Source organism: Bacillus sp. BD48, from assembly GCF_046566805.1.
Taxonomy (GTDB): domain Bacteria; phylum Bacillota; class Bacilli; order Bacillales; family Bacillaceae; genus Bacillus; species Bacillus safensis.
In genome coordinates, this window is sequence record NZ_JANGFM010000003.1 from 62,643 (window position 1) to 76,235 (window position 13,593).

The 13,593-nt window shown below is 41.6% G+C and carries 11 protein-coding genes; 3 read left to right on the forward strand and 8 right to left on the reverse strand.

Going from position 1 to position 13,593, the window contains the following annotated elements:
- The first annotated feature begins 15 nt into the window (after nucleotides 1–15).
- Nucleotides 16–966 (forward strand): bile acid:sodium symporter family protein, encoded by a 951-nt coding sequence (locus ACLGGR_RS10165; protein ID WP_142945789.1) that lies wholly within the window; start codon nucleotides 16–18, stop codon nucleotides 964–966.
- Between the two features lie 35 nt (nucleotides 967–1,001).
- Here ACLGGR_RS10165 and odhB read toward each other — a convergent pair whose 3' ends face one another.
- The 7 genes from odhB to cdaS form a co-directional block, all read right to left on the reverse strand.
- Complete coding sequence (odhB, locus tag ACLGGR_RS10170) at nucleotides 1,002–2,258, reverse strand: 2-oxoglutarate dehydrogenase complex dihydrolipoyllysine-residue succinyltransferase (protein ID WP_142945790.1); 1,257 nt, start codon at nucleotides 2,256–2,258, stop codon at nucleotides 1,002–1,004.
- 14 nt (nucleotides 2,259–2,272) lie between these two features.
- A complete protein-coding gene (sucA, locus tag ACLGGR_RS10175; protein WP_323650646.1) occupies nucleotides 2,273–5,107 on the reverse strand; it encodes a 2-oxoglutarate dehydrogenase E1 component in 2,835 nt (944 codons plus the stop codon).
- Between the two features lie 224 nt (nucleotides 5,108–5,331).
- Nucleotides 5,332–7,248 carry a vWA domain-containing protein gene (locus tag ACLGGR_RS10180; RefSeq protein ID WP_410973031.1) on the reverse strand — a complete coding sequence of 639 codons (1,917 nt, stop codon included), beginning with the start codon at nucleotides 7,246–7,248 and terminating at the stop codon, nucleotides 5,332–5,334.
- A gap of 11 nt (nucleotides 7,249–7,259) precedes the next feature.
- On the reverse strand, nucleotides 7,260–8,138 hold the full coding sequence (locus ACLGGR_RS10185; protein ID WP_142945793.1) for an ATP-binding protein: 879 nt from the start codon (nucleotides 8,136–8,138) through the stop codon (nucleotides 7,260–7,262).
- An 89-nt stretch (nucleotides 8,139–8,227) separates the two neighbouring features.
- Nucleotides 8,228–8,806 (reverse strand): superoxide dismutase family protein, encoded by a 579-nt coding sequence (locus ACLGGR_RS10190; RefSeq protein ID WP_410973032.1) that lies wholly within the window; start codon nucleotides 8,804–8,806, stop codon nucleotides 8,228–8,230.
- A gap of 78 nt (nucleotides 8,807–8,884) precedes the next feature.
- Complete coding sequence (locus ACLGGR_RS10195) at nucleotides 8,885–10,207, reverse strand: C40 family peptidase (RefSeq protein ID WP_323650640.1); 1,323 nt, start codon at nucleotides 10,205–10,207, stop codon at nucleotides 8,885–8,887.
- Between the two features lie 405 nt (nucleotides 10,208–10,612).
- A complete protein-coding gene (gene cdaS / locus ACLGGR_RS10200; protein ID WP_410973033.1) occupies nucleotides 10,613–11,239 on the reverse strand; it encodes a sporulation-specific diadenylate cyclase CdaS in 627 nt (208 codons plus the stop codon).
- Between the two features lie 82 nt (nucleotides 11,240–11,321).
- Between cdaS and ACLGGR_RS10205 the strand changes: the two genes are divergently transcribed.
- A complete protein-coding gene (locus tag ACLGGR_RS10205; RefSeq protein ID WP_008359993.1) occupies nucleotides 11,322–11,447 on the forward strand; it encodes a hypothetical protein in 126 nt (41 codons plus the stop codon).
- 59 nt (nucleotides 11,448–11,506) lie between these two features.
- Nucleotides 11,507–12,868, forward strand: a complete 1,362-nt coding sequence (locus tag ACLGGR_RS10210) for an MATE family efflux transporter (protein ID WP_410973034.1) — start codon at nucleotides 11,507–11,509, stop codon at nucleotides 12,866–12,868.
- A gap of 45 nt (nucleotides 12,869–12,913) precedes the next feature.
- On the opposite strand, the gene bshB2 is transcribed toward ACLGGR_RS10210, so the two are convergent.
- Nucleotides 12,914–13,579 (reverse strand): bacillithiol biosynthesis deacetylase BshB2, encoded by a 666-nt coding sequence (gene bshB2 / locus ACLGGR_RS10215; RefSeq protein WP_048239423.1) that lies wholly within the window; start codon nucleotides 13,577–13,579, stop codon nucleotides 12,914–12,916.
- Nucleotides 13,580–13,593 lie beyond the last annotated feature (14 nt).

Below are 13,593 nucleotides of genomic sequence, written 5' to 3' on the forward strand. Positions count from 1 at the left end.
GAGATGAAGCAATGAATGAACATTCTTTTAACCATTAGTCAATTTGCAGGAAGAACCTTTGCAATCTGGGTCATTATCTTTGCATGTCTTGGATTTGCTTTTCCTGACGTATTTTCTCAGATTGGACCGTATATCCCTTTTTTACTAGGTGTCATTATGTTTGGGATGGGGCTTACGTTATCTGGTGAAGATTTTAAGGAGCTTTTTCGTAAACCTCTTTATGTGCTGATCGGGGTTTTGGCGCAGTACACACTCATGCCGCTGATCGCCTTTCTATTAGCTTACGGATTACGGCTGCCGTCTGAAATTGCAGTAGGCGTTATTCTTGTGGGCTGCTGCCCAGGCGGTACAGCATCCAATGTCATGACCTTCTTGGCAAAAGGCAATATGGCTTTATCCGTAGCGGTCACAACTATATCGACCCTTCTTGCTCCCTTTTTAACGCCTCTCTTTATCTATATTTTTGCAAGATCATGGTTACCTGTATCACCGGAGGCATTATTTTTGTCGATTGTCCAAGTTGTGTTAATTCCTATTATCTTAGGGGTTATCGTTAAGGTGTTTCTCAAAAAACAAGTAAACTATGCGGTTCAAGCATTGCCGCTTGTATCTGTTGCTGGAATTGTGTTGATCATTGCAGCGGTTGTCAGTGCAAATAAAGAGCAGATTCTTCAATCTGGATTGCTGATATTTGCCGTTGTTATGCTACATAATGGACTTGGTCTCTTATTTGGTTACCTGATCGCAAAGTGGTGCAGAATGGATATCCCTTCACGTAGAGCGATCTCGATCGAAGTAGGCATGCAAAACTCCGGGCTCGGTGCAGCCCTTGCAACAGCACACTTCTCACCGCTCGCAGCCGTGCCAAGTGCGATTTTTAGTGTGTGGCATAATCTATCTGGTTCCTGGCTTGCGACATATTGGTCAAAACGAGGACAACATGACAGCGAAAAGAAAAAAAGCTAGCCCCTGTTACGGTGCTAGCTTTTTATAATTGAAGATTATCCTTCAAGCAATAGCTGCTCAGGATCTTCAAGCAGGTTTTTAATCGTGACGAGGAATCCAACTGCTTCTTTACCATCGACAATACGATGGTCATAAGAAAGAGCTAAATACATCATTGGACGGTTCTCAAAACGCTCTTCATCAATCGCCACCGGACGAAGCTGGATTTTATGCATCCCTAAAATTCCAACTTGAGGGCTGTTTAAAATCGGTGTTGAAAGCAGAGAACCAAATGTTCCGCCGTTTGTGATCGTGAATGATCCACCTTGTAACTCACTAAGAGCCAATTTATTATCTCTTGCTTTTTTCGCAAGATGACCAATTTCTTTTTCAATCCCCGCAAATGACAATCTGTCTGCATCACGGACAACCGGTACGACAAGTCCTTCGTTTGCAGCAACAGCGATGCCGATGTCATAGAACTTCTTCAAGACAAGCTCATCACCTTGAATTTCTGCGTTAAGCAGCGGATATTTCTTCAGTGCTGCTACAACTGCTTTTGTAAAGAAGGACATGAAGCCAAGCTTGACATCATTTTGTTCTAGGAAGGCATCTTTACGACGCTTTCTTAAATCCATCACAGCTGTCATATCGACTTCATTAAATGTCGTCAGCATCGCAGCCGTTTGTTGAACTTCAACTAAACGTTTTGCAATTGTTTGTCTGCGGCGTGACATTCTTTCACGTTCAACTGGCTTTCCTGATTGTTCAGTTTGCACCGCAGCATCTGCTTTTGGCGCGGCTTTCGGTGCACTTGCAGGTGCTTCATTCTTTTGATAAGAAGCGACATCCTGCTTTCGTACCCTGCCCAGCGGATCTACGGTTGGAATCTCAGATAAGTCTAATCCCTTCTCTCTCGCTAGTTTTCTAGCTGCAGGAGAAGCGATGGTTCTGCCATTACCAGCTTTCGGCTCTTCTTTCACTGCTTCTTCTTTTTGAGCAGCAGCCGGTTCTTCTTTCGAAGCTGGTGCAGAAGCTTGCTCAGGTGCTGGAGCTGCGGACTCGCTTCCGCCGGCTTCACCTGCTGCAATCGTTCCGATGACCTCTCCAACTTGTACAGTGTCACCAGAATCTTTCAGTACTTCTTTTAGTACACCAGATTCTTCAGCAGTCAGTTCGACATTGACTTTATCTGTTTCAAGTTCTAGCAGGTACTCCCCCTGCTCCACATAATCGCCCGGCTGCTTTAGCCATTGAGCAATCGTTCCTTCCGAGATTGATTCCGCTAATTCAGGTACTTTAATTTCCGCCATTTTTCATTTCCCCCTTAGTTTTTGCGAGTCAAGCTATCAGATACAATTCGTTCTTGTTCTTTTTTATGCACAGTTGGATCACCCTCAGCCGTACTTGAACGTCTTCTTCGGCCGATGTAACGTACTTTTACTTTTTCAGGCGCAATTTCACGTAAATATGGCTCAATGTATCCCCAAGCTCCCATATTTTGCGGTTCTTCTTGCACCCATACGATTTCTTCTAAGTTTTTCAGCTTTGTTAAAATTCCTTTAATATCTTTGGCTGGGAACGGATATAGCTGTTCCACTCTTGCAACGTGAAGCCAATCTTTCGGCTCTTCCATTTGAGTAAAACGATCACTAATATCAATGGATACCTTCCCGCTAGATAGCACGAGACGCGATACTTTTTCGTGATCATGTACAAGACCTGGCTGTTCAAGAACTGGACAGAACTGTCCATCCGTTAATTCTTGGACTTCAGACAATGTGTTCGGGTTACGAAGCAGACTCTTCGGTGTCATAATGACAAGCGGACGAATCTCTTCACGAAGCAGCATTTTCGCCTGTCTTCTAAGAATATGGAAATATTGCGCTGCACTTGTCAGGTTCGCAACTGTCCAGTTATTCTCAGCAGCGGATTGCAGGAAGCGTTCTGTTCTTCCACTTGAATGCTCAGGACCTTGTCCTTCATATCCATGCGGCAACAGCATGACTAAACCTGATTTTTGTCCCCATTTTGCACGGCCAGCTGAGATAAATTGATCGAAATACACTTGAGCCGCATTTGCGAAGTCTCCGAATTGAGCTTCCCAAATCACTAACGTTTCAGGAGAATAGACATTATAACCATATTCAAACCCGATGACTGAGCCTTCTGACAGTGGACTGTTATGAACAGTAAACGATGCATTTGCATCACTCAGTTCATGAAGAGCAATAAATTCATCACCCGTTTGACTGTCGTGAAGAACAAGGTTTCTTTGCGCAAAAGTACCACGCTCTGAATCCTGTCCGGTCATTCGAATTGGCGTACCGTCTTTTAATATAGATGCAAATGCGAGTGCTTCCCCAAGTGACCATTCTACTTTACGGTCATCTGTAAACACTTTTGCACGTTTTTCAAGGATCCGCTTCAGCTTGCCAAATACTTGGAAATCATTCGGCCAGCTGATCAATTCTTCATTCAGCTTTCTCAGCACATCAAATTCTACTGATGTATCCACTGCTGGGAAGCCGTTTGATACAGGCTCTGGCAGTTCGATTTCTTGAATCGTATGCTCTTTCTTGGAAGGCACCTTTTTATAGGCTTCTTCTATTTTTGACGTCACAGCCTGCTCGATTTCTTCACGCTGCTCTTTTGTCAAAAGCCCTTCTGCGACAAGTTTATCTGCAAAGATATTCTTGACCGTTTTGTGCTTTCTGACCGCATCGTACAGCATTGGCTGAGTTGTAGAAGGCTCATCCATTTCGTTATGACCGTATCTGCGGTAGCCGATCAAGTCAATAAGGAAATCCTTCTTGAAACGTTTGCGGTATTCTACAGCTAGCTGAACAGCCGCTAAACACGCTTCTGGATCATCCGCATTGACGTGAACAATAGGAATCTCAAACCCTTTTGCAAGGTCACTTGCATACTTCGTCGAGCGAGATTCATTGCTTTCCGTTGTAAACCCGATCATATTGTTGGCAATAATATGGATGGTTCCGCCCACTTGATAGCCTACAAGTTGGCTTAAATTTAATGTTTCTGCCACAATTCCTTCTCCAGGGAATGCTGCATCCCCATGAATTAAGATGGCTAACGCTTTTTCAACGTCTTGAACTGGATAGCCTTTTTGAGTACGTGATTCCTGAGCGGCACGCGTGCTTCCTTCAATGATTGGATCAATGAACTCCAAGTGACTTGGGTTATTAGCAAGTGTGACTCTCGCACTCTTTGTATCTTCGTCTTTGATTTGACGGTCAGCTCCAAGATGGTACTTAACATCCCCTGTCCATCCATAGCTGATGCCAATAGATCCTTCTGATGGAACGAGCTCTTTATTTGGCGCATGCTGGAATTCTGAGAAAATGATCTCATATGGCTTTCCTAGCACATGTGCTAATACATTTAAACGGCCTCTGTGTGCCATTCCAATGTTAATATTTGAAGTCCCTTGTGTAACAGACTCTGAAATAATTTCATCAAGTACTGGGACAAGTGCGTCTAAACCTTCTATAGAAAAGCGCTTTTGCCCAACAAATGTTTTATGAAGAAACTGCTCAAACTGCTCAACTTCTGTTAATCTCTTGAATACAGAAACTAGTTTATCTGCTGGTTTTTTCTTAAATAGTTCACCAGACTCGATTGATTTTGAGAGCCAGTTTCGCTCTTCGAAGTCATGCACGTGATCAAACTCAAATGAAATGGTACGCTTATACGTATTTCTCAAATGGTTAATGGCTTCTATGCCGTTTGAAATGTGTTTTGGTGCGTCAGGACTAATAATAGATATCGGAATATTCTTGACATCTTCTTCTGTTAAACCGTACTCCTTTAAAGGAAACAGCTCTTGTAATTCCTTTTCTTTGCGAAGAGGATTGACGGAAGCATTTAAATGGCCATACGTTCTGATGTCTTCTGCCAGTTTAACGACTGATGCTATCTTTTGGATTTGTTCAGAAGTAACTACGCTATTTTCTTTTTTCCCAATTTCCTCCTTCATTTCACTCGGTGGTGCACCAAGTTCATCAAATATGCCTCTTAGATCTTCATCAACACTAGTAGGATCCTGGACATACTGATCGTAGAGCTCGAGCACGTAGCCGAGGTTCGGACCATGAAATTCTTCCCAACTCAACGGTTGTTTCACATCATTTTGAAACATTTTGAACACTACCCCCAACTTTGATCATCAAGTGATTGAACACTATCTCGATATAACTTCCAGAACACAATGACCAAATTTATGTAATAAAACGCTTCCAATAATATTCTACCACTGTTTTGGATTACTTTCTACATTCTTTGTTCAATTAAAGATAAAAAATTCACAGAAAAACAAAAAATTTAAATCATTCCGAAAAATAATTTGAAGAAAGGGGCAAAACCTTATGCCCCAATGCTTTTATGCAGCAGTTTCTTCAGTAATGGATATAAAACATCTGGCAATGTATCGACATCTGGTACAAAAATGCTGAACTTGCCATACATATCTTGAATGGTTTTCATCTGTGCTTCTTCTATCGGCGAATTGGATAAAAACACATTGATCACCTCAATGCCCTTTTTCCTCGCTTCAAGAACTGCTTCATGTGTATCGACAATCCCATTTTGTTCATAGCTGAACGCAGCTGGCTCTCCGTCTGAAAAGACAATCAGAAACTTTTGCGCTTCTCTTCTTTTTAAAATCATCTTTGTCATTTGGCGGATCGCATAGCCATCCCGGTTATCCTCTTCTGGCTCAAGAGACATAATAGAAGGCCCTGCATCAAATAGAGAATCTTTGAACGACACGACTGTGTTGAAGTAGTTTGGCTGACTTGTTTCCGTCGCGTCGTTTGTATCTTCCCAAAACCCAACAATTTGATGTGGGACTTGCACGGATTTTAACGCTTCATGAAATAGTACAATGCCTTTTTTCGTCTCATCCATCTTGTCAAACATGCTCGCTGAACAGTCAACTAATAAGGTGAAAACAGCATCAATCTGAGAAGACGGTGCCTGTTTTTTATAGAAAAGACGCGGATTAGACTCTGTAAAGTAGCGAATCAGCTTTTTGCTGAGACGTCCTGCATGAAGGTCTGTTTTAGGCCATGATTTTTTATGTTCAAGTGTTTTTTGGATCATTTGTTTTAAGCGTTTCTGGTAAGGTTCAATTTCCTTAGCGTGCTGCTTGTATACATCGATTTGTTCTGGCATAGGAGGATCTGGTGAAATCATGACTGGAAACGCATATTTGTTCTCTTTTCCATTTTCATGACCGTCTGCTCCGCTTTCTTCACCTTCAGCCTCTTCCAGCGCCTCAAGCTTTGAATAATCTTTTCGGTGTGTTTGCTTTGCAGAGCCTTGGACAGTTCCGAGTGCCTGATCTCCGTCATCGCCTTCTCTTGCCGCATCCTTACCAAGATCACTTTTACCGCCGTGCTCTAAATCAAATTGAAGGAAGCTTTTGGATGGCGCATCGGTTTCTCGATGCCACACTTCCATATACTCTTGGTGAATGTCTTCATCGCCTTCTTTTTCTCGATCGACTTTGATGTCCTCACTTAATTTAGGTTTTCTTTTTAAGTCATGGAACAGCGGTTCTTTTGCCGCTTGTTCATAGTCCAATTCAGGAAAGAAAAAGTACGTATTCAGCATATCCTTTTCAAGAAGCTCATCGAAGCCTTCCATTAATTCTTTGACAATAGCTGCGATGTCTGCTGTTGAACCCGCATCATATACACGTTCAAGACTTGACTCAATAAACGGAATCATCGGGTTGATCTGCTCATGAAGAGACGGAATCTCTTCGAGCGGAGAATCAGCTGTCAGCTTCACATAAATCGCACAAAAGAGTGCATCCGTTAAAATGCTTCGTTCTTGGTTGATCGTTAATTGCGTCTTAAAGTGACGCCGGTATAGCTCTCTTCTTCGTTTAAATACCTTTTTTGTTCCAGGGCGGCCTCGTTTAATCCGCTCTTCAATCCGGATATCTTCAAACAGCATAAACAATTGTTTACATAAATCAGGAATGGATAATGTATGGGCATAGCGAATGATTTCCTGAAATACAGTAAGATCACTATAAACCGTCCCTACTGCACGAAGGAACACATCACTTTTCAGCCCTGCTATCATATCTTCTTGTTTACGATCATCCCAAAAATGACTGATGAAAATTTTCTTTTCAAACGGTTCATAGTAGGACTGCACACCGTATTCAAGCTCGACATCATCACTTTTTGCTAACGTTTTGGCTAAATCCGTTAATTCCATGAATAGAAATGAATCGATTCTGCTGTCATTAAATTTGATGAATTTCAAAAGTCAGAACCTCACTCGAATAATGTTTGGGCGATATTTCTTACCGCTGCTTTTTCCCGGTCATCTTCCAGCTTTTCAACAATCCCTCGTTCAACGGCACGAAGCGGCGGGATGTATTGCGCAAGATCACAAGTATCTAGGAGCGCGCGGATGGATGCTGCTTCTTCACTCACCTGTCCGTTATGAGCTTGTGTAATAAGGTCTGATGAGAGCTGTACGAATTGATCGATTAACCGCTCATCTTTTAAAACAGATTGAGATTGCAGTACATCTTTCAGGATACCGCCGCCGATATATGGAACGTCAATGACAACAAAACGGTTTTTTAACGCTTCATTTAGAGGCACTGTGCCGACATATCCTTCATTGATTGCTGCAATGACGCCAAAGCCTTCTTCTGCTTTAACAACCTCACCTGTAAATGGGTTTGTCATCATTTTTCTGTAGTCGAGTACACCGTTTAAAATAGGCAATGTTTCTGGCTTTGCCATGTTGATTTCATCAATATATAAAAGATGGCCTTTTTTCATTGCTTTCGTCACAGGTCCTTCAATGAATTCAATCGAAGCCACCTGACCATCATTGTGGATGGTTTTATAGCCAATCAAGCTTTCAGCATCAAGATCAACCGAACAGTTCACACTGTGCATCGGCTGCTGAAAGAAAGCGGATAATGTTTCTGCTAGTTTTGTTTTACCTGAGCCAGTCGGTCCCTTTAAAAGAACGTTTTTTCCTAGTGCTAATGCGATCATGGCATCTTGAATGATAGAAGTATCCTGTGATTCATAACCGCCTGTTCCAATAAGGGGACGAAATTCTTCTTCCAGCACTTTTGCTTTTGCTTCAATCATTGCTTGAATTTCTTCTGGGAGTGATTGTTCGTTAAACATGTATGATTAATTCCTCTCTTCGATCATTTTCCTCACCAAGTATACTAAAAAAACCTTTATGCACTCAATACATAAAGGTTAGACTTCTGTTATTTTACCATTTCTTTTGTCATCGCTCCGCAAGCGATACGTTTCCCTGAGTTACCAGAAGGGTTACTTAAGTAATCATCTGCTTCTGCATGAATGATAAAACTTCGCCCATTTTGATCGATTAATTGATTTGGGCCTCCCTTTAACGTCACATCGGGTACATTCACGACAACATCAATTTGTCCATCTGCCCCTACCTCTAAATTAGGCATATCTCCAGCATGGTGCCCCTTTGGATTGTCAAAACCATGCTCTCTATGGGTTGGATTAAAGTGAGCCCCTGCCGTTTCAAAATCTGGCGTTTCACATATTCCTGTTTCATGAATATGAAAGCCGTGAGGACCTGGCGGCAGTCCTTTCGCTTTCACATACAGATCCAGTCCATTTTCTGAGGACTCTCTTATTTCAATGCTCCCTATTTTTTGCCCGCTTTCGTTTATGAGTGACGTTGTGACTGGTGCTTGTTTAGGTGCTGAAACTTCTTTTGTTTCTTCTGTCGTTTCTTTTTTCGGCGGTGCATGACATGCTGATGCGGTAAAGATCAAACATATCATGATCATCCACACTGACTTTTTCATTTATGACTGCCCCCTTTTGGTATCAGTATGGACAATCACAGCAGCGGGCAAACAAAAAAAGCCGAAAGTCGGCTTTTTTTAGAAGAAACGTTTTGCACCTAAATAGGCTTTTTTCCAATATGGGTTGCTTAAGTTCGAGATCCCTACTCCATTGTCACTTGCATGAAGGAAATCTCCTCCGCCAAGGTATAGTCCCATATGAGAAGGGCCCGCTTTGTACGTTGTAAAATAAACAAAATCTCCAACTTGTGGTGTGCTTACAGAAGTCATCATATTCCAGTAGCCTGCTGTGCTTAATCTGGATACAGATGAAACCTTGTTAATGAGATAGTAAACAAAGCCGCTGCAGTCAAATCCTGCTGGTGTATTACCGCCCCATCTGTAAGGAACGCCTGTCAGCTTTTTCCCTTCTTGGATCATTGTCGTGATCTTTGCATTCATTGGTACATCATTTTTGTTATTGTCGACCGGAGTTGTTGAACCGTTAGACGTAGAACCATTCGATCCAGTTGAGCCGGAAGCTGCACCATTGATTTTTAATACTTGTCCAATTCTAAGCACATCACTTTTCAAGCTGTTGGCTGTACGGATTGATTGAACCTGTACTTTGAATTGATTCGCAATTTTCCATAACGAATCGCCTGATTTTACAGTATAAGATGTTGTTTTTCCGCTAGAAGACTGGTTACTGTTTGAATTGCTTGGATTAGTAGGTTTCGGCTGACTTGGTTTTGATGCAGCCGTTCCTTTTACTTTCAATACTTGATTCGGATAAATCATATCAGATTTTAATCCGTTCAATGTTTTGATTTCACCAATCGACATATTTAGCGAATTCGCAATTTTCCAAAGGGAATCCCCTAATTTGACCTTGTATGTACTTGAAGATGATGAACTATTTGAGTTTGTTGTCTTATTGCTTGAGCTGGAATTTGAAGACGAGTTTGAATTTGATGATTGGCTTCCGCTCGTTTTCGTGCTTCCAGATACCTTTAGCTTTTGACCTGGTCGAATCAGGTCGCTGTTTAAGCTGTTTAGGCTCTTTAAGCTCGCAACTGACATTTTATGATTTTTTGCAATCAGCCATAAAGAATCTCCAAGTTTTACAGTATAGCTGGAAGTCGTTGAAGCACTTGAGTTCGATGCTTTTGACCCTGTTGATGAACTGGATTTCTTGCTTTTTTCGCCAGGAATTTTTAAGCTTTGTCCTGCAAAAATCATTGTCGTTTTTAATTGATTAAGAGATTGAAGCTCCGAAATACTTGTATTGTACTGTTCGGCAATCTTCCAAAGTGAGTCACCGCTTTTCACCTTGATCGTCTGTGCTTCTGCCGGTGCAGCAAACACAGCTGAGCCAGCGATCGCTGAAACTGTGAGACCGGTTACTACTTTTTTCTTCATAGAGAAATCTCCGCCTTTCAAGATTTTGTCCAATAAGACTTATGTACTAGTTGTGAGTTTAGCATTTAATGGTTCTGCTTCTCTTGCACTATTTTATCTTTATTTCTATTATATTACTCGACATGAAGACGTTGGGCAATAACAAATAGGCTAAAGCAGCCAACTCAAAATGCTAAAAAACAAAGCCATATCGTTTCTATCGGCTGTTTGTTGTATTTATAAACATTTTTTAAGGAATTTTTAAGTTGACGTTTAGAAATTTGTCAAAACAAGCACGCTGCTAGTTTCATAGTTCTATTCTACATGACAAATTTTTCTGTATCAAATGACTTTTTACTTAATTGGCTGTTTTTTCTCCGCAAATCAAAAAAGCATTCTTCCGAATGAAGAATGCAGCGTTCGTTTTTATTTTCTTATTTTCGGATCTTTTACGGTAAGCGGATAAAGCACGCCTTCTTTCGCAAACGACATTTTCCCTGTTTCTTCTGACACGACAAGAACAAGTGCATCGGTCATACCAGAGAGTCCGATCGCTGCCCTATGCCTTGTGCCAAGCGAATGGCTCACTTTTTTTGATGTGAGCGGCAGCACATTTGCAGCAGAAACAAGTGTATTTTCTTTGACTAAAAGAGCACCATCATGCAGTGGATTTCCCGGGTAAAAAATGCTTTCTATTAAGGAAGCGCTAATTTTCGCATGAAGGTTTGTCCCTTTTTGAATAAAATCCTCAACCTCATCGCGTCTTTGGATCACAATGAGTGCGCCATGCTTTTGTTTTGATAAGTTCTCAATGGCTAAAGAAAATTGAGCAAATCCTGGTGTGAATTCTTCCATATATGCTTGTAAATAAAACGACGAAGCCTCTGCATGCATTTCATTAAACTGATCATGCAATGACTCGAGATCACAAAGTAAGCACTGCTCTGTCTCATCAAGAGAATCAATGATGTCACTTGCATCCTTCATAATGTTCATCAAATGCATTCTCATTCCTGCTTTAAAGATCACTTCTTCGTTCGTCCGATGGATCATCTGACCTTTTCCCTCCTTCTTTCGCTTGTTGTTATAAAATAGCAAATTTTGCACATTCTATTTGTATGGAGGTGAACTTAATATGACCATTCAGAAAATCATCCAATATGCTTGCAGCATTTTAGGTGTTGTCAGTCTTTCTTTTATTTATGCCCAAATGTTTAAAAAAACGAAGCCATCTAAGAAAAATAATCCGACGGAGAATTGATTTTTTTACATAGCATGATATAATTCCTCTCGTTATTTCTGTTCAGAGAGGAACTTATGATGAGAGAAACGAATAGCATTCGAGCAAAGCTGACACTATTTTTAACCATTTTGATTCCAATTTTAATTACCCAAGCAGGTCTTTCGCTTATTACCTTTTTAGATACAGTGATGTCTGGAAAAGTGAGTGCAGAAGACCTTGCGGGTGTTGCGATCGGTTCTAGTATTTGGACACCTGTTTATACGGGACTTGCCGGGATTTTGATGGCCGTTACTCCGATTGTGGCTCAGCTGATGGGCGCTGGGCATAAAGAAGATGTTCCCCGGGCTGTTTTTCAGGCGATCTATTTGTCCTTTCTTTTAAGTATCGCTGTGATTGTCATTGGTACGATCAGCGTTCCTTACATACTAGGAGGACTTGGACTCGAGCACTCTGTAGAGGATATTGCCCGGCATTTTCTCAGCTTTCTTGCTTTTGGCATCATCCCGCTGTTTGGTTATTCGGTGCTGAGGTCATTTATTGATGCATTAGGGAAAACACGTGTGACGATGTTCATCACGCTCACAGCACTTCCTATTAACTTTGTTTTAAATTATCTATTGATTTTTGGGAATTTTGGCTTTCCAAAGCTTGGCGGTGCGGGTGCCGGCCTTGCATCTGCAATGACGTATTGGGCGATTTTCATCATGAGTATTTGTATTGTCTTCAAAGCAGAACCATTTGCCTCATTTCGTTTGTTTCAAAAACTGCCTCGATTGAATATCTCCCGTATAGGGCAAATTCTGAAAATTGGTCTTCCTATCGGGTTTGCAATCTTTTTTGAAACGAGTATCTTTGCAGCAGTGACGCTATTAATGGGCCACTTTGACACCATTACAATCGCCAGTCACCAAGCAGCGATGAACTTTGCTTCTATCCTATATATTTTACCGCTTAGTATTTCAATGGCGTTAACGATCGTTGTTGGCTTTGAAGCGGGGGCAAAGAGGTATAAAGACGCGCAAAGCTACAGCTATATCGGCATTGGAACGGCGGTTTTATTCTCATTATGTACGGCCGCACTCATCTTGTTATTCAGACCAGAGATCGCTGGTTTATATACAGCTGAATCAGCTGTTTTACAAATGACACAGCACTTTTTGATTTACGCGATCTTTTTCCAGCTGTCAGATGCGATTGCTGCACCCATTCAAGGGGCTCTGCGCGGCTATAAAGATGTGAATTATACGCTGATTGCTGCTTTTGTCTCTTACTGGGTCATCGGTCTTCCTGCCGGTTATCTCATTGGCACATATACCTCCTTTGGGGCGTTTGGTTATTGGATCGGACTGATTGCCGGACTTGCCGCAGGTGCCATCGTCCTATTTATCCGGCTCAGATTGATTCAAAAACGTCAACTCAGGCATGTATCGAATCACTAAATACAACACAAAAAAGCAGCTGATCTATGTCAGCTGCTTTTTTGTTTAATCATTCCATTGGTACGTCCAGAAAATTTCTTCATCGAACCATTTTTGGACGACTGGTTCTTTGTTTTTCAGCTTTTGTTCAAGCTCTCTCAGCATGCCTTCTGTTTGCGTTCTATGCGCTCTCAGTGCATTTAATTTGATATCTGCCACATCTGTAATATCAATCACAATATCCGCATTTCCAAGCACTTCTTCTCTATTTTTCGTAATGGCCATGCAGTATGTGACAGGACGGTCTTCTTTTTTCTTGCGGTATAAAGCCCGAATCACAGCTTCGCCTGTCGCATCATGATCAGGGTGTACACCGTGTCCTGGATAAAACGTAACAATGAGTGTCGGTTTGACTTCATCAATGATGGTTTCCATCACATCTGCCAAATACTCGTCGTCTTCAAATTCCAATGTTTTATCACGCAAACCAAGCATACGTAAGTCTGTAATATCCATTTCTTTGCAGGCATTGATTAATTCCTGTTTTCTTAATTCAGGAAGTGTTTCACGGTTAGCATATGTTGGGCTGCCCATATTTCTGCCCATTTCCCCAAGTGTCCCGCATGCATACGTGACGGGAATTCCGCGTTTTCTGCTTTGTGCAATGAGACCTGCAACCCCAAAGGATTCATCATCGGGGTGAGGCAGCATCACTAGTACATGTTCGTTCATGACTTGTCACCCTT

What these genes read in the sequence shown, in the direction of transcription:
- ACLGGR_RS10185 (WP_142945793.1), bottom strand. Translation starts at nt 8,138, where the DNA reads ATGTTTAACGAACAATCACTCCCAGAAGAAATTCAAGCAATGATTGAA.
- ACLGGR_RS10195 (WP_323650640.1), bottom strand. Translation starts at nt 10,207, where the DNA reads ATGAAGAAAAAAGTAGTAACCGGTCTCACAGTTTCAGCGATCGCTGGC.
- odhB (WP_142945790.1), bottom strand. Translation starts at nt 2,258, where the DNA reads ATGGCGGAAATTAAAGTACCTGAATTAGCGGAATCAATCTCGGAAGGA.
- ACLGGR_RS10205 (WP_008359993.1), top strand. Translation starts at nt 11,322, where the DNA reads ATGACCATTCAGAAAATCATCCAATATGCTTGCAGCATTTTAGGTGTT.
- sucA (WP_323650646.1), bottom strand. Translation starts at nt 5,107, where the DNA reads ATGTTTCAAAATGATGTGAAACAACCGTTGAGTTGGGAAGAATTTCAT.
- cdaS (WP_410973033.1), bottom strand. Translation starts at nt 11,239, where the DNA reads ATGATCCATCGGACGAACGAAGAAGTGATCTTTAAAGCAGGAATGAGA.
- ACLGGR_RS10210 (WP_410973034.1), top strand. Translation starts at nt 11,507, where the DNA reads ATGAGAGAAACGAATAGCATTCGAGCAAAGCTGACACTATTTTTAACC.
- ACLGGR_RS10190 (WP_410973032.1), bottom strand. Translation starts at nt 8,806, where the DNA reads ATGAAAAAGTCAGTGTGGATGATCATGATATGTTTGATCTTTACCGCA.
- ACLGGR_RS10165 (WP_142945789.1), top strand. Translation starts at nt 16, where the DNA reads ATGAACATTCTTTTAACCATTAGTCAATTTGCAGGAAGAACCTTTGCA.
- bshB2 (WP_048239423.1), bottom strand. Translation starts at nt 13,579, where the DNA reads ATGAACGAACATGTACTAGTGATGCTGCCTCACCCCGATGATGAATCC.